Raw genomic sequence first — 15,045 nt, forward strand, 5'->3', positions numbered from 1 at the left:
GTGACACCGCGCCTTCACCGAGGAGGACCCATGTCGCAATCCGATGCTCCCCGCGGCGTCCAGCCGCCACGCCGCTATTACGCCCCGCATGGCGGTCTGCCGCCGCAGAGCCAGTTGATCCATGACCGTGCGGTGTTCACCGAGGCCTATGCGGTGATCCCCAAAGGGGTGATGAGCGATATTGTTACCAGCTACCTGCCGCACTGGGAGAAGACCCGGCTGTGGGTGCTGGCGCGCCCGCTCTCCGGCTTCGCCGAAACCTTCTCCCAGTACATCATGGAGGTCGCTCCCGGCGGCGGCAGCCAGCGCCCCGAGCCGGACCCGGAGGCCGAGGGCGTGCTGTTCGTGGTCGAAGGGGAGATGACCCTGACCCTGGCCGACCAGACGCATGTCATGACCCCGGGGGGCTACGCCTACCTGCCGCCGGGGTGCGATTGGCAGCTTTACAATCACGCCGCCGAGGCGGTGCGCTTTCACTGGATCCGCAAGGCCTACGAGGTCGTCGAGGGGGTGGAGGTACCGCCGGCCTTCGTCACCAACGAGCAGGAGATCGCGCCGACGCCGATGCCGGATACCGACGGCCGCTGGGCGACCACACGCTTCGTCGACCCTGCCGACCTGCGCCACGACATGCATGTGACCATCGTCACCTTCCAGCCGGGTGGGGTGATTCCGTTCGACGAGACCCATGTGATGGAGCATGGCCTCTATGTGCTAGAGGGGCGCGCGGTCTATCACCTCAATCAGGACTGGGTCGAGGTCGAGGCCGGCGACTTCATGTGGCTGCGCGCCTTCTGCCCGCAGTCCTGCTATGCCGGCGGGTCGGGGCCGTTCCGCTATCTGCTCTATAAGGACGTCAATCGGCAGATGCCGCTGCGGCTGTCACGCCGCTGAGTCCAAGGCCCGGGCCTGGCGTTCATCACTTTAGCGCCGATTGACTGAGCGCCCATCGTCAGCGCTCGCGGCCGAAGCGCGTCAGGCGATAGGGTGCGAACGCCGGCAGGTCGTGGGCTGCGTCCGGGTTGCTGGGGGCGAGGGGAGCATCGCCGGGAGTCGCCAGCGCGGCGATCATCTCGGCGCTGATCGCCGCCTGGGTCAGCCCCAGGTGCTGGTGGCCGAACGCCAGCAGCACGCGACCGCCGCGGGCACGGTCGATGATCGGCAGCGAGTCCGGCAGCGAGGGGCGAAAGCCCATCCAGGTGCTGGCATCGGTGATGTCCAGCTCGTGCGTGAACAGCCCCTTGCTGAGACGATGCAACTGCCAGGCACGCTCCAGGTTGGGCGGGCGTTCGAGCCCGGCGAACTCCACCGTGCCGGCCAGGCGCAGGCCGTCGGGCAGTGGCGTCATGATGAAGCGGCGCTCGAAGGCGGTGACCGCGAACGGCAGCCGCTCCGGCTCCCGCGGCAGCATCAGGTGGTAGCCGCGCTCGGTGTCCAGCGGCACGCGGACGCCGGTCAGCGCCTCTGTCAGCGCGGCCGAGTGGGCGCCGCAGGCGATCAGCACGCGGTCGACCCGCAGCGTGCGCTGCGCGGTGGTCAGCGTGACGCCATCCGCCGATGTGTGAGCGTCTTGCACCCGTTCGCGAACGAAGCGCACGCCTTCGCGCCGCGCCGCCTCGGCCACGGTTTCCACCACCCGCAGCGGATTGAGGAAGTGGCCGGTGGCGGGAAAGAAGAGCCCGCCGCGCAGGCGTGGCGAGAGTGTCGGCGCCGCGGCATGGAGCTTGGCGGCGTCCCACGGCTCCACCGGCACGCCCTGGGCGCGGGTGCGCTCGGCCAGCGCTGTCAGCAGCGCCAGCGACTCCGGCTTCTCGTAGGCCAGTACCGAGCCCTGCTGGTGCAGCAAGGGGGCGGCGTCCACCGAGGCCAGCAGCCGCTGCCAGGCGCCCAGGCTGGCGCCGTTGAGCGCGCCGAGCCCGGCCACGCTGGCGCGATAGGGCGCCGGGCGCAGGTTCCACAGCAGGCGCGCGAACCACGGCAACCCGCGCGGCAGGTGGCGCCAGTCCAGGCGCAGCGGGCCCAGCGGGTCGAGCAGCATGCACGGCAGGCGCTTGAGGATACCGGCATCGGCGATGGGGAAAACCTGCTCGGTGGCCAGATGGCTGGCATTGCCGAAGGAGGCCCCCATTCCCGGTGGCTGCGGGTCGAGCACCAGCACGCGCTGACCCTGGCGAGCCAGCGCCAGCGCGCAGCAGACGCCGACGATGCCCGCGCCGACCACGGCGATATCCGCATCTGAAGCGCTTCGGGCGTCCGAAGAGCCCCGGGCATTCGGCGAGGCAGGGGCGGTGGAGAGAGTGGGCATGGGCAGGCGTCTCGCGCTGGGTAGCGCGCCGATGACTCGTGTTGGCGCGCATCACGATGATGGCTTTGTAGATTGTATAAAATCCATCATGCCCGCCGCCGGGGCGCTTGTCGATGGCTATTGCCGGCGGTGCGCGGGGATCACGCGCGGCGCACAGAGACGGCGAGCAACCTCGTCGAGGCTGTCGCCGGTGAATGCGCGGGGCGGCTCGCGCTCAAGCCTGGCTGGCCAGGTGGCGCTCGAGTACCGCGACGATCCCCTCGCAGGCGTCGAGGATATGCCGCTCGAGCACCTGGCAGGCGCCCGCGGCGTCCCCCTGGCGGGCGAGATCGAGCAGCGCGTGGTGCTCGCGCTCGGCCTTTTCGATCTGGCGGGTATAGAGCAGCTGCATGCGGATGTAACGATCCGACTTGGTGTTGAGCTGCGCGATCATCGCCATCGCCTCGGGCAGCTCGGCGGGGGCGTAAAGGGCGCGATGAAAGGCGAAGTTGAAATCGCTCCAGTGATCGATCTGGTGGCCGGCATTCAGGGCGGCGTCGTAGTCGCTCAGGATGGTCTCGGCCTGTGCCAGGTCCGCCGGGGTCAGGCGCGGGATGGCACGTTCGAGCACGTAGCCCTCGACCAGCACGCGCAGGTCGAACAGCTCGCGGATCTTGGCCACCGACAGCTCGGTGGTGAAGGCGCCGCGGTGGGCGTGGAACTCGACCAGCCCCTCGGCTTCCAGGGTCAGCAGTGCTTCGCGTACCGGAATCCGGCTGACGCCGTAATCCTTGGCCAGGGCATCCTGGCGCAGTTGGGTACCACCGCTGAATTCGCCGCCGAGAATGCGTCGGCGCAGGTCGTCGGCGACGTACTGGGCCCGGGTCTTGAATGCCATGATGTGGAGACTGTGTGGGAATTTTGCATATTGTGTACAAATGCTCCGATGGCGTCCATCCGTTCCCGGGTTCCTGGTTCCTGGTTCCTGGTGCGTGCGCGGAGGCGAGCGTGCTGGCGCGCGAGATATCAGGCCGGCGCCGCGCCGCGCGGCGTGCCCAGTCGCAGTAGCGCCTTCTGCAGCACGATGAAGGCCAGCAGCAGGACGCCGATGGCGATCTTGGTCCACCAGCTCGAGAGCGTGCCATCGAAGACGATATAGGTCTGGATCAGCCCCATGGTCAGCACCCCGAACAGGGTTCCGAACACATAGCCGGCGCCGCCGCTGAGCAGGGTGCCGCCGATCACCACGGTCGCGATCGCGGTCAGCTCGGTGCCGACCGTCGCCAGTGGATAGCCGGAGCCGGTATAGAGCGCGAAGACGATACCGCCGAGGCCCGCCATCAGCCCCGAGAAGGCGTAGATCATCACCGTGGTGCGCCCGACCCGGCTGCCCATCAGCCGCGCGGTCTGCTGGCCGCCGCCGAGGGCGAACACATTGGCGCCGAAGCGGGTGCGGTGGGCGACCACGTAGCCCACCACGAAGGCCAGCAGCATGATCACCCCGATCAGCGTCAGCCGCCCCTTGCCGGGCATCAGCCAGTAGGTGCTCTGGAGGGTGTCGAAGAAGGGGTGATCGATCGCCACCGAGTCGATGGTCAGCATGTAGGCCACGCCGCGGGCGAGGAACATCCCGGCCAGGGTGACGATGAACGGCGGCATGCCCAGGCGGTGGATGAGTGCACCCATGGCCGCGCCGAAAGCGGTGGTCAGGGCCAGCAGCAGAGCGAAGACGAGCAGCGGGTGCAGCCCGGTGTCGCGCAGCATGACCGCGATGAAAACGCCGGAGAAGGCGATCACCGCGCCCACCGAGAGGTCGATGCCGCCGGAGAGGATCACTACCGTCATGCCGACCGCGACGATGCCCAGATAGGCGTTGTCGGTCAGCAGATTGCCGGCCACCCGGGTGGAGAGCATGTAGGGAAACTGCACATAGCAGATGGCGTAGGCGATGACGAAGATCGCGATGGTCGCCAGCAGCGGATAGCGCCGGGGATTGATCATGGGCTCGCCCTCTCTTTGTTCGCCGCCGGGGCGGCGTGGCGCTGGCGTGTCAGGCGCGCGGCCACCCGCTTCAGATCGCCTGCCAGCAGGGGCGACTGCAGCACCAGGATGGCGACCACCAGCGCTGCCTTGATGACCAGGTTGTATTCGGTCGGGAAGCCCGCCAGCAGGATGCCGGTATTGATGGTCTGGATGATCAGCGCGCCGATCACCGCCGCCGGGATCGAGAAACGCCCCCCGAGCAGCGAGTTGCCGCCGATCACCGTGGCCAGGATGGCGTCCAGCTCCAGCCATAGCCCGGCGTTGTTGGCATCCGCCCCGCGAATGTCGGCGGTGGTGACGATCCCCGCCAGCGCCGCACACAGCCCCGAGATCATGTAGACCGCGAGCAGGATGACACGGGCATTGATGCCGGCCAGTGCACTGGCCCGGCGGTTGATGCCCACCGCTTCGATCAAGAGCCCCAGCGCGGTGCGCCGCACCACCACCACGGTCAGCGTCGCCGCCGCCAGCCATAGCCAGACCGGCACCGGGATGCCGAACAGGTGGCCGGAACCGAGAAAGCTGAACCCCGGCAGGTTGAAGGTCAGGATGCGTCCTTCGGTGATCAGCTGGGCGATACCGCGCCCGGAGATCATCAGGATCAGGGTGGCGACGATCGGCTGGATGCCGAGGAAGGCGATCAGACAGCCGCTGAACAGCCCCGCGCACAGGCCGGCGGCCAGCGCCAGGCCCAGCGCCCAGAGCAGCCCGTGGCCGGCGACGATGGCCGCCGCGGCGACCGCACCGGTGATCGCCATGACCGTGCCCACCGAGAGATCGATACCGCCGGTGGCGACCACCAGGGTCATGCCGATCGCCAGCAGCGCCACCGGCGCACCGCGCTTGAGCACGTCGATCACCGGGCCGATCAGCCGCCCGTCGCTGTAGTGCAGCTGCAGGAAGTCGGGGAAGACCGCACTGACCAGCGCCACCAGCACGGCCAGGGTGATCAGTTGCGGCAGCACGCGTTTCACGCCGGCGGGCATCATGCGGGAGTCTCCTCGGCGCGGGTGTCGGTGCTGGCGATCGCCTGCACCACCGCTTCCAGACCGATCTCCGCGCCCACCAGAGTGGCGACCTGACGCCGGTCGCGCAGCACGATCACGCGGTCGGACACGGCGATCAGCTCGTCCAGCTCGGAGGAGATCACCAGCACGGCCATGCCCTTGGCGGTCAGCTCGCGGATCAGGCTCAGAATCTCGGCGTGGGCGCCGACATCGATGCCGCGGGTCGGCTCGTCGAGAATCAGAAAGCGCGGGTTCATCGCCAGCCAGCGCGCCAGCACCACCTTCTGCTGATTGCCGCCGGAGAGCTCGCCGATCGCCTTCTCCGGCCCCGAGGTGCGGATATCCAGGCGTGCGATGTAGTCGTTGGCCATGCGCTGCTGCTCGGCGCGGGGTATTGGCCGCATCCAGCCGCGGCGGGCCTGCAGCGCCAGGATGATGTTCTCGCGGATCGTCAGCTCGGCGACGATACCCTCGGTCTTGCGGTCTTCCGGGGCGAAGCCGAAGCCGGCGGCGATGGCGTCGCGCGGGCCGCGCAGGTGCAGTTCGTCCGCGCCTGCGCCCTCGACATCGCGAACGCGGCCGCTATGGGCGCGCTTGATGCCGAACATCATCTCGGCGGTCTCGGTGCGCCCCGAGCCCAGCAGGCCGGCCATGCCGATCACCTCGCCGCGCTGGACGCTGAGATCGAACGGCTCGATATGCCCGCGGCGGCCCACCTGCTCGAAGGTGACGAGCGGCTCCCCGGCAGCCTGCGTGTGGCCCTCGGCACGCCTGGCGGCATGCTCCTCCGCTGCCAGTTCGCGCCCCAGCATGTGCTCGATCAGCCGCACCCGGTCGAGTTCGTCGCAGCGCGCGGTGACGATCTTGCGCCCGTTGCGCAGCACCGTGATGCGGTCGCACAGCGCATATACCTGGTCCAGGAAGTGCGACACGAAGAGGATGCCCAGACCCTGGTCGCGCAGCCGGCGCACCACCGCGAACAGCATCTGCACCTCGCGGTCGTCGAGACTCGCGGTGGGCTCGTCGAGAATCAGCACCTTGCCCGACAGCGCCACCGCGCGGGCAATCGCAACCAGCTGCTGCACTGCCACCGAATAGCTGCCGAGATCGCGGTCGAGGTCGATGGCGAGCCCGTAGCCATCCAGCATCGCCGCCGCCTGGCGGCGCTGGGCTCGGGTGTCGACGATGCCGAAGCGGCGCGGCTCGTGGCCGAAGGTGAGGTTTTGGGCCACGGTCAGGTTGGGCAGCAGATTGACCTCCTGGTAGACCGTGCCGATGCCCAGCGCCTGGGCCTGGGCGGTGGAATCCGGTGAGATCGGTGCGTCATCCAGCAAGAGCGTGCCGGCGTCGCGGCGATAGGCGCCGGTCAGGCACTTGATCAGGGTCGACTTGCCGGCGCCGTTCTCGCCCAGCAGTGCGTGCACCTCGCCGCGGGCGAGCTCGAAGTCGACCGCATCGAGCGCCTTCATGCCGACGAAGGTCTTGGTCAGTGACTGGATGGCAAGCAGCATGGTCGGTCACCCCGAGTGAGCGGACCCGGCGGCGTCGAGAGCGCCGCGGGGAAGGGCCGGAAGGCCGGCAGTGTGCGATGCCGGCCGCAGGCGTGGCTTAGAACGCATGGCACAACCGCCAGACGACGTGAGCTTGTCCGGCGGCAGGGCGTCGCGAGGGCGCTATGAACTCTTCCCTGGGCGCTACCTTTGCCATCCCTGGCAAAGGACCCTCGCTTTGCCCTGCCCCCGGCGCCCATGGTCAGAGAGTTTGGACATGGACGATCAGTAGCCCAGATCCTTGCGCCGCTGGTATTCGCCCTCGGGGTCGTCGCTCTGGGTGTAGAGCTTGGAGTCGGTCTGGATGAACTTGGGCGGCTGGGTGCCATCCTTCCAGTAGGCTTCGAGCGCGTCGAAGGCGGGGCCCGCCATGTTGGGCGTCAGCTCCACCGTGGCGTTGGCGTCGCCGTTGGCCATCGCCTTGAAGTAGTCGGGCACGGCGTCGATGGAGATGGTCAGAATCTCCTTGCCGGGGTGCAGGCCGGCTTCCTTCATCGCCTGGATGGCGCCGATCGCCATATCGTCGTTGTGCGAGAACAGCGCGCAGATATCGTGCCCGCCGTTTTCCGCCCGGATGAAACTCTCCATCACCTCCTTGCCGCCGGAGCGCGTGAAGTCACCGGTCTGGCTGCGCACGATCTTGAGGTTGGGGTGGTCGGCGATCGCCTTCCCGAAGCCCTGCTTGCGCTCGATCGCCACCGACGAACCGGTGGTGCCCTGCAGCTCGACCACGTTGCACGGCTTGCCGGCGACCTTGTCGACCAGCCACTGACCGGCGACTTCACCCTCGTGCACGCTGTCGGCGCCCACCGCGGTCATGTAGAGATCCTTGGGCGCATCGATCTGGCGGTCGAGCAGAATCACCGGGATCTCGCTCTCCTTGGCCTCCTTGAGCACGTTGTCCCAGCCGGTGGCCACCACGGGGGCGAGCAGAATGGCATCCACCCCCTGGGCGATGAACGAGCGCAGCGCGGCGATCTGGTTCTCCTGACGCTGCTGGGCATCCGAGAACTTGAGATCGATCCCGCGTTGCTCGGCCTGCTTGCGGGTAATGGTGGTTTCCGCCGCGCGCCAGCCCGACTCCGAGCCGATCTGTGAAAAGCCGACGACCTGTGCCGCGGACGCGGTGGCACTGAACCCCATCAACGCGAGGCTGAGGGCGAGTGATTTCTTCATCGGTGGTCTCCCGTGATGGCGCCGGTTTTGCCCGTCTTCGTGGCAGGCGATGCGCGCCAATGAGGCGATTGATCGGCCGCGAGGGTGTCGGTGTGGGGCTATCGGTCTGGCGGATTCAGACCCTGGGGTCGTTGTCGCGAAGACCGTTCTCGACACGCTGTCGGCGGTATTTATTCGATTGCTCGATCCTGCCGGTGGCGCATGAGATACAGGCTCGTACACCACTGTTTTATTGCGTGATGAGTGCGTTTTAAAAAACTTCGCCTTTTATGACGAGATATCTCTTGGCTTTTTATTGAGCGACGAAAGTCATTGAAAACCAATCACGCTTTGGTCGAGTCGATTTTAAAAAGGTTATCGCTCACTGAACTTAGATGGTGGGCGCGTGTTGAATGCGAGTCGGGGATGAAGTGTGGGGAAGAAATGTGGGGAGATGAAACGTAGGGGAAAAGATGCGGGGGAGGGAAAGCGGGCGCGGCCCCCGTGGGGGCCGCTGAAACGTCTGATGCAGGGGAGCATCACCGGAAAGGAGCGTCGTCCCGGCCTGGCCGTGGCTCAGGCATCGAGTGCCTGCGACCAGCGCGCATACCACTCGCGGAACTGGGCGTACTGGGTCTCGGCGTAGCGCTGCTGGGCCGGGGTGAGGGCGTCGCTCTCATTGAAGTGCAGGCGGTACTCGGTGTCGCCGTTGAGCACCATTAGGTGCTTGTAGTAGAGCACCAGATCGGCGCCCTCGTCGAACGAGGAGAGCACCGCCAGCGCGCGCTCCAGCTCCAGCGCCAGGCGCCGCGCCTCGGGGTCGCCGCTGGCGGCCTGGCGGCTGAGTTCGACCAGCTTGAGAACCTCCCGTGGCAGAGCGTTGCCGACCCCGGTGATGGCGCCGCTGGCGTTGCAGTTGACGAAGCCGTGCACCACCTGGGTATCGACCCCCACCATCAGGCTGACGTCGTCGTCCTGGGAGGTGATGTGCTCGGCGGCATAGCGCAGATCCTCGGCGCCGCCGAACTCCTTGAAACCGACCAGATTGGGAAACGCCTCGCGCAGTGCGAAGAACAGTTCGGCGCGGGTGGCGAAGCCGTAATAGGGGCTGTTGTAGATCACCGCCGGCAGCTCGGGTGCGGCGGCCAGAATGGCGGAGAAGTGTGCGCGCTGGGCCTGGCTGGAGGTACCGCGGGAGAGAACGCGGGGAATCACCATCAAGCCTTGAGCCCCGACTTTGGCCGCATGCGCGGCGTGGGCGACCGCTTCCTTGGAATTGACCGCACCGGTACCGACGATGACAGGGACGCCGGCGGCGACCAGACGGGCCACGCCCTCCTGGCGCTGGGTCTCGCTGAGCAGCGGCCAGTCGCCCATGGAGCCGCAGTAGACCACCGCGCGCATGCCGAGATCGACCAGCTCGCGCCCCTTGGCGACCAGGGCGTCGTAGTCGGGGGTGCGCTGTGCGGTGCAGGGGGTCATCAGTGCGGGAATGCAGCCGCTGAAAATGGAGTCGGTCATGGTGTCCTCTGGCATTGTTTTCGCAAGTCATGCGTGGTCGGCAGTGATGCCCCAGGCGAACGGGTCGTTGTCATCGATCAGCAGGGTGGCATCGGCGGTGACGTGGGCGGTGCCGGTGATGAAGGGCAGGATGCGATCACCCTGCCAGTCGTAGCGCCCCTCGAAGCGGCTGCCGGTGATGCTGGCCTGGACCCAGGTCTCGCCGGGGGCGAGCTTGCCGTCCGCTGCCAGGCAGGCCAGCTTGGCGCTGGTGCCGGTGCCGCAGGGGGAGCGGTCGTAGGCCTTGCCGGGGCAGAGCACGAAGTTGCGGCTGTCGGCCGGCGGGTTGCCGTGGGTATCCGCAGCGAACAGCTCGATATGGTCGATGTGGCCACCGTTCTCGCCGGTGATGGCCTGCGCGTCCAGCGCCTGGCGGATCGCCCAGGTAAAGGCCGTCAGCGCCTCCTCGTTGGCCAGCGTCAGCGCCTGGTCGTGCTCGCCTACCAGGAAGAACCAGTTGCCGCCCCAGGCGATATCGCCATGCACCACGCCGTAGCCCGGCACCTCGACCGGCACCTGCTGGCGGTAGCGGTAGGCGGGCACGTTGCCCACGGTGACCGCGCCGTCGTCGTGGAGAATGGCACTGACCTGCCCCACCGGGGTGTCGATGCGATGGGTGCCCGGCGCCAGCCGGCCGAGGTGATAAAGCGAGGCCACCAGCCCGATGGTGCCGTGGCCGCACATGCCCAGATAGCCCGTGTTATTAAAGAAGATCACCCCGCAGCTGGCGTCCGGTGAGACCGGCTCGCAGTAGAGCGCCCCCACCAGCACATCGTTGCCCCGCGGTTCGAGCAGACACGCTCGCCGCCACTGGTCGTGCTCGCGTCGCATCAGCTCGCGCTGGGCGGCCATGTCGCCGGTGAGCGCCGGAAAACCCGACATCACCAGCCGGGTCGGCTCGCCGCCGGTATGGGAGTCGATGACGTGGATACGCTGCATGGGGGGCTCCCGTGCTCAGAGGACAGAAAAGAGCGGCTGTGATCGAATTATTTTATATTTTATACAATCCCCGGAGCGATAAGGGAAGGGGTGGCTGGGAGTCGTGAGAAGTGGGTGGGTTGGCCGTGGCGATAGATGGCGGGATGTTCGGCATCGTCAGCACGCCCCCTGATGGCACGCGCAGTGACCGCGTTTGTATACGATGACCGCGTCAACGGATCCTGAAACGGCGCGACGCGCGCGGCCTCATGGGGTAAAACCGAAGACGGAACATGACCTCGAACGATGACAGGAGCAGAGCAGATGCAGGAACTCAACGCGCAGCCGCTGACCGCGGCGGCCTTCGCGCCTTTCGGTGAGGTGATCGATGCGCGTATCGGCGAGTCGTTCGCGATCAACGCCGGCCGCACCCAGCGCCACCATGCGCTGGCCAAGGTCGATATCCGCGATGCCGCCACGCCGCCACTGATCAGTCTCTTCGTCAGCCAGCCGGTGGCGCTGCCGCTGGAGGTCGATCTGCTCGAGCGTCATCCGCTGGGCAGTCAGGCGTTCATGCCGCTGCACGAAGAGCGCTTCGTGGTCGTGGTGGCGCCGCCGGGCGACGACATCGATCCGAGCGCGATTCGCGCCTTCGTCACCGACGGCCGCCAGGGGGTCAACTACCGGGCCGGGACTTGGCATGCGATCCACTCGGTGCTGGAGCGCGAGGGGGAGTTTCTGGTCGTCGACCGTGGCGGTGCCGACAATCTCGACGAGCGCGAGATGAGGATTCGGGTCGTCGTCTAAAGCGACGCTGCCCCGCCAAGGCGGGGCAGCGAGAAGCTTGCCGCAGCGGTTCTATCAGACCGGCTTGCCGCTGAGGGCGCTGGCGGGGTCTTCTGCCCGCTCCATGCGTTCGCGCTCGGCGTCGATGATCTCGAGCGCCTGTTGCGGCGTCACCTTCGAGGCGGGCGTGACCAGGCTGACGACGACACCCACGACCAGTGCGACCAGCACGGCGGGAATGCTGGGGTTGCCCCAGAACGCCGCCCAGGCATCGACATTGATCACGGTCAGCGAGGTCGCCGACGCGGCGATCAGGGTGGCGATGGCCCCCTGCCAGGTGTAGCGCGGCCAGAAGCGCCCGAGCACGCCGCAGACGAACATCCCTGCCATCACCGTGGCGATCATGCTGGTGATATAGCTGATGACGTTGTTGGAGGTGAGCGCGAACAGCAGCGCCAGGCCGATGGTGACGACCAGCGCCAGCCGGGAGAGCCCCACGACCTTGCGCGCAGACGGCGTGTGGCCGGTGAACAGTACGTAGATATCGCGCAGCAGGATCGAGACCCCGGCGATGGCGTCGGAGCTGGCGCTGGACATGGTCGCCGAAAGCCCCGCCACCAGCAGCAGCAGGCCCAGCCACAGCGGGAGGATCTCGGTGGCGAGGAACGGGAAGGCGAAGTTGCTGTTGTCCAGGTTCGGGTTGAGGGCATGGGTCGCCATGCCGATGATCGCCGGAATGATCGAAAAGAACAGGTAGAGCACGCCGGTGATCACGAACGACTTGCGCACCGAGGCCACCGAGCTGCCGGAGTAGATGCGCTGGCGGTAGGAGGGCGTCGCCAGCACGCCGACCGCGATCACCGCCGCCAGCGACAGCGCCGGCACCAGGCCGATCTTGCCGATCCCGAGGAAGGTGATGGCGCTGGCATCCATGTTGGCGCCTAGGCCGGAGAAGCCACCGACCTCGACCAGCGCGATGATCGCCATCACGATGAAGCCGACGAACAGCACCACCGCCTGCACGGTGTCGGTCCATACCACCGCCATGTAGCCGCCGATCACGCAGTAGATGCCGAAGCCCAGAGCGACCAGGATGCGCGCCGTGGTCAGGTCGATCCCCGCCATCCACGACAGGTAGAGGCCGCCGCCGAGGATATGCGCGCCGAGCCAGCCGATGCAGGCGATGTAGATCAGCACCGCGACGACGTTGCGCACCAGGCGGTTGGCGCCGACATAGTAGGAGAGCTCCTCGCTCATGGTCATGAAGCGCAGGCGTCTCACCGGGGCGAACCAGAACGCCAGCAGCAGCACGCCGATCGCCCCGCCGATACCGTAGAGGGCGCCGGCCCAGCCGTTGGCGTAGCCGAAACCGACCGCGCCCATGCTCGACCCGGTGCCGACCATGGTCGCCACGGTAGTGCCGATGGTCAGAAAGAGCGGCAGGCTGCGCCCGCCGAGCAGGAAGTCGTCGCCATTACCGCGGCTGTGGCGTGATACCCAGCAGCCGAAGGCGATCATCACGATCACGTAGGCGACGAAGGTGCCGAGGAAGACTTGGCTGTTCATGGCTACCTCTTATAATTGTCGTCCCGGTCGTTGCCGCGACCGGAGCAGTGTGAAATGTCATGTCCCGTGGGGTTTTTCACTGCGGTCGCGCCCTTGCCGGGGCGCGGCCACCTTTCTTTCTGTTCTTCTAATGTTTCCGTTCTTCTAATCTTTGCGCTCTGCTGACGTCTGTTGCGATCCTGCGGAGTGGGCCCATCGCAGCGTTGGCCTGCGCCTCGCTATACCGCCGCTTAGGCGCTTGTCAGGCGCGATCGGCGCGATAGCACTTGATGTCGACCTCCACCTTGCAGTCCACCACCAGGTCCTGGACGCTGCAGATCCGCGCCGGCGGGTGGTCGCCGAACACTTCCTTGAACACCTTGTTGAACGAGCTGAAGTAGCGCGCGTCGGTGAGTACGGCGGTGACATGGACCACGTCCTCCACGCCGTAGCCGGCCTCCTCGGCGATCTTCAGGCAGTTGGCGAAGGCCAGCCGCGACTGTTCGATGATGCTGCCTTCGACCACTTCGCCATCGGTCATCGGCGTCTGGCCGGAGACGAACAGCCAGCCACCGGCTTCGGTGGCGCGGGCGAAGGGCAGCTTCTGGCCGCCGGTGCCGACGCCGCCTTCGACGCCATAACGCTTGATGCTCATGCAAAATCTCCTTTCTGGGTCAGGGAAGGCCCCACGCGGCGCGCGGGGCCGATGCGAAATATCAGGCGGCGGGCCGCGAGGGGCGCGGTGACAGCCGCACCTCGCGCCGCAGCAGGCGCCCGTTACGGGTAGCGCTGGCCTGGCCGTGGCGATAGCCGATCGCACCGTTGACCACCACCAGCTCGATGCCGCGGGCCTTGGCGATCGGTGCACTGTAGGTGGCGGTGTCCTCGAGGGTGTCGAGGTCGAACAGCACCAGGTCGGCGAAGGCGCCGGGGCGGATCTCGCCGCGGTCGGTGAGGCCGAAGTTGGCGGCGGAAAGCCCGGTCATCTTGTGCACCGCCGCGGCCAGCGGCAGCAGCTGCAGATCGCGGCTGTAGTGCGCCAGCACCCGCGGGAAGGCGCCCCACAGACGCGGGTGCGGATGCGGATCGTTGGGCAGACCGTCGGAACCCACCATCGACAGCGGATGCGCCAGCACCTGGCGCATGTCCGCCTCGCTCATGTTGTGATAGACCGCCCCGGCCGGCTGCAGCCGCCGCGCGGCGTCCTCCAGCGACAGCTGCCACTGCGCGGCGATCGTCTTCAGCGGTTGACGCGCCATCTCGGGGTGCGGGTCGGACCAGGTGATGAAGATATCGATCTCGTCGGTGACCTGGCCCAGGTCCAGCGTCGAGGAGCCGGCGGTGTAGGGGTAGCAGTCGCAGTGCACGCCGTGGCGGCGCGCCGCATCGTCGAGCTTGGCCAGCGCCAGCGGCGCATTGCCCCAGTTGCCGGCACCGGCGCACTTGAGATGCGAGATCACCAGCGGCGCCTGGCCGTGGGCGGCGGTGGCGAAGGCTTCCTCCATCGCCGCGGGCAGTCCCGCGAACTCGTCACGCAGATGCGTGGTATAGACGCCGCCGGCATGACCCACCGCCTCGACCAGCGCGTTCATCTCGGCGCTGGGTGCGTGGAAGGCGTTGCGGTAGGCGAGCCCCGAGGAGAGCCCCAGGGCGCCCTCGGCCAGGGCGCGCTCGAGCTGGGCGCGCATGGCCGCGATCTCGGCTGGGCTGGCGGGGCGGTCGAAGCGGTCCATCACCTGGCTGCGCAGGCTGGTGTGGCCGATCAGTGCGGCGACGTTGACGCTGGGACGCGCCGCGGTCACCGCCTCGGCGTAGGCGGCGAAGGTGGGGTAGCGGAAATCCTCGGCGCGCCCGAGCAGGTTCATCGGGTCCGGCACCTCGCCATCGAGGCTGACCGGGCTGGCGCTGATGCCGCAGTTGCCGACCACCACCGTGGTCACCCCCTGGGAGAGCTTGGGCAGCATCTCCGGGGTGCGGATGACGTTGGTGTCGTCGTGGGTGTGAACGTCGATGAAGCCGGGGGTCAGGGTCAGCCCCGCGGCTGCGATCTCTTCGCGGCCATGGGCCTCGGCCAGGTCGCCTACGGCGGCGATGCGCTCGCCGTCGATGGCGACATCGGCGACGAAGGCATCGCGGCCGCTGCCATCGATGATGCTGGCGCGGCGGATCAGCAGATCATAGAGGTGGGACATGGGCG

General features: G+C 67.4%; 13 protein-coding genes. 2 read left to right on the plus strand and 11 right to left on the minus strand.

The window, feature by feature from the left end; all coding sequences use genetic code 11:
- Nucleotides 1–30: 30 nt before the first annotated feature.
- Nucleotides 31–894: a bifunctional allantoicase/(S)-ureidoglycine aminohydrolase gene (locus QO259_RS19360; protein WP_285951245.1), complete on the plus strand. Its 864-nt coding sequence runs from the start codon at nucleotides 31–33 to the stop codon at nucleotides 892–894.
- 58 nt (nucleotides 895–952) lie between these two features.
- Here QO259_RS19360 and QO259_RS19365 read toward each other — a convergent pair whose 3' ends face one another.
- The 8 genes from QO259_RS19365 to QO259_RS19400 form a co-directional block, all read right to left on the minus strand.
- Nucleotides 953–2,305 carry an NAD(P)/FAD-dependent oxidoreductase gene (locus QO259_RS19365; protein WP_285951246.1) on the minus strand — a complete coding sequence of 451 codons (1,353 nt, stop codon included), beginning with the start codon at nucleotides 2,303–2,305 and terminating at the stop codon, nucleotides 953–955.
- 214 nt (nucleotides 2,306–2,519) lie between these two features.
- Nucleotides 2,520–3,182 carry a GntR family transcriptional regulator gene (locus QO259_RS19370; protein WP_285951247.1) on the minus strand — a complete coding sequence of 221 codons (663 nt, stop codon included), beginning with the start codon at nucleotides 3,180–3,182 and terminating at the stop codon, nucleotides 2,520–2,522.
- 128 nt (nucleotides 3,183–3,310) lie between these two features.
- Nucleotides 3,311–4,285, minus strand: a complete 975-nt coding sequence (gene yjfF / locus QO259_RS19375) for a galactofuranose ABC transporter, permease protein YjfF (RefSeq protein WP_285951248.1) — start codon at nucleotides 4,283–4,285, stop codon at nucleotides 3,311–3,313.
- Complete coding sequence (locus QO259_RS19380) at nucleotides 4,282–5,316, minus strand: ABC transporter permease (RefSeq protein WP_285951249.1); 1,035 nt, start codon at nucleotides 5,314–5,316, stop codon at nucleotides 4,282–4,284. The genes yjfF and QO259_RS19380 overlap by 4 nt, the downstream gene beginning before the upstream one ends.
- Nucleotides 5,313–6,845: a sugar ABC transporter ATP-binding protein gene (locus QO259_RS19385; RefSeq protein WP_285951250.1), complete on the minus strand. Its 1,533-nt coding sequence runs from the start codon at nucleotides 6,843–6,845 to the stop codon at nucleotides 5,313–5,315. Before QO259_RS19385 ends, QO259_RS19380 begins: the two co-directional genes overlap by 4 nt.
- Nucleotides 6,846–7,109: 264 nt before the next feature.
- Nucleotides 7,110–8,060 (minus strand): galactofuranose ABC transporter, galactofuranose-binding protein YtfQ, encoded by a 951-nt coding sequence (gene ytfQ / locus QO259_RS19390; protein ID WP_207036405.1) that lies wholly within the window; start codon nucleotides 8,058–8,060, stop codon nucleotides 7,110–7,112.
- 555 nt (nucleotides 8,061–8,615) lie between these two features.
- Nucleotides 8,616–9,560, minus strand: coding sequence for a dihydrodipicolinate synthase family protein (locus tag QO259_RS19395; protein ID WP_285951251.1), 945 nt, complete (start codon nucleotides 9,558–9,560; stop codon nucleotides 8,616–8,618).
- Between the two features lie 27 nt (nucleotides 9,561–9,587).
- On the minus strand, nucleotides 9,588–10,538 hold the full coding sequence (locus QO259_RS19400; RefSeq protein WP_285951252.1) for a 4-hydroxyproline epimerase: 951 nt from the start codon (nucleotides 10,536–10,538) through the stop codon (nucleotides 9,588–9,590).
- A 303-nt stretch (nucleotides 10,539–10,841) separates the two neighbouring features.
- Here QO259_RS19400 and QO259_RS19405 point away from each other — a divergent pair, with 303 nt between their 5' ends.
- The gene (locus tag QO259_RS19405) at nucleotides 10,842–11,324 is read left to right on the plus strand and encodes an ureidoglycolate lyase (protein WP_285951253.1); all 483 of its coding nucleotides are present in this window, start codon (nucleotides 10,842–10,844) and stop codon (nucleotides 11,322–11,324) included.
- A 54-nt stretch (nucleotides 11,325–11,378) separates the two neighbouring features.
- On the opposite strand, the gene QO259_RS19410 is transcribed toward QO259_RS19405, so the two are convergent.
- The 3 genes from QO259_RS19410 to QO259_RS19420 all read right to left on the minus strand — a co-directional run bounded on the left by QO259_RS19410 (nucleotide 11,379) and on the right by QO259_RS19420 (nucleotide 15,040).
- On the minus strand, nucleotides 11,379–12,869 hold the full coding sequence (locus QO259_RS19410) for a sodium:solute symporter family protein (RefSeq protein WP_285951254.1): 1,491 nt from the start codon (nucleotides 12,867–12,869) through the stop codon (nucleotides 11,379–11,381).
- A 241-nt stretch (nucleotides 12,870–13,110) separates the two neighbouring features.
- Nucleotides 13,111–13,503: a RidA family protein gene (locus tag QO259_RS19415; protein WP_285951255.1), complete on the minus strand. Its 393-nt coding sequence runs from the start codon at nucleotides 13,501–13,503 to the stop codon at nucleotides 13,111–13,113.
- A gap of 61 nt (nucleotides 13,504–13,564) precedes the next feature.
- Entirely contained in the window at nucleotides 13,565–15,040 is a 1,476-nt protein-coding gene (locus tag QO259_RS19420) for an N-acyl-D-amino-acid deacylase family protein (protein ID WP_285951256.1), read from the minus strand.
- Nucleotides 15,041–15,045: the final 5 nt, after the last annotated feature.

Origin of the sequence: Salinicola sp. JS01, assembly GCF_030284585.1 — a bacterium.
Lineage (GTDB): Bacteria > Pseudomonadota > Gammaproteobacteria > Pseudomonadales > Halomonadaceae > Salinicola.

Bases quoted from the DNA above. Each gene is read 5' to 3' on its own strand.
- yjfF (WP_285951248.1), bottom strand. From the start codon at position 4,285: ATGATCAATCCCCGGCGCTATCCGCTGCTGGCGACCATCGCGATCTTC.
- QO259_RS19405 (WP_285951253.1), top strand. From the start codon at position 10,842: ATGCAGGAACTCAACGCGCAGCCGCTGACCGCGGCGGCCTTCGCGCCT.
- QO259_RS19380 (WP_285951249.1), bottom strand. From the start codon at position 5,316: ATGATGCCCGCCGGCGTGAAACGCGTGCTGCCGCAACTGATCACCCTG.
- QO259_RS19410 (WP_285951254.1), bottom strand. From the start codon at position 12,869: ATGAACAGCCAAGTCTTCCTCGGCACCTTCGTCGCCTACGTGATCGTG.
- QO259_RS19385 (WP_285951250.1), bottom strand. From the start codon at position 6,845: ATGCTGCTTGCCATCCAGTCACTGACCAAGACCTTCGTCGGCATGAAG.
- QO259_RS19370 (WP_285951247.1), bottom strand. From the start codon at position 3,182: ATGGCATTCAAGACCCGGGCCCAGTACGTCGCCGACGACCTGCGCCGA.
- QO259_RS19360 (WP_285951245.1), top strand. From the start codon at position 31: ATGTCGCAATCCGATGCTCCCCGCGGCGTCCAGCCGCCACGCCGCTAT.
- ytfQ (WP_207036405.1), bottom strand. From the start codon at position 8,060: ATGAAGAAATCACTCGCCCTCAGCCTCGCGTTGATGGGGTTCAGTGCC.
- QO259_RS19400 (WP_285951252.1), bottom strand. From the start codon at position 10,538: ATGCAGCGTATCCACGTCATCGACTCCCATACCGGCGGCGAGCCGACC.
- QO259_RS19415 (WP_285951255.1), bottom strand. From the start codon at position 13,503: ATGAGCATCAAGCGTTATGGCGTCGAAGGCGGCGTCGGCACCGGCGGC.
- QO259_RS19365 (WP_285951246.1), bottom strand. From the start codon at position 2,305: ATGCCCACTCTCTCCACCGCCCCTGCCTCGCCGAATGCCCGGGGCTCT.
- QO259_RS19395 (WP_285951251.1), bottom strand. From the start codon at position 9,560: ATGACCGACTCCATTTTCAGCGGCTGCATTCCCGCACTGATGACCCCC.
- QO259_RS19420 (WP_285951256.1), bottom strand. From the start codon at position 15,040: ATGTCCCACCTCTATGATCTGCTGATCCGCCGCGCCAGCATCATCGAT.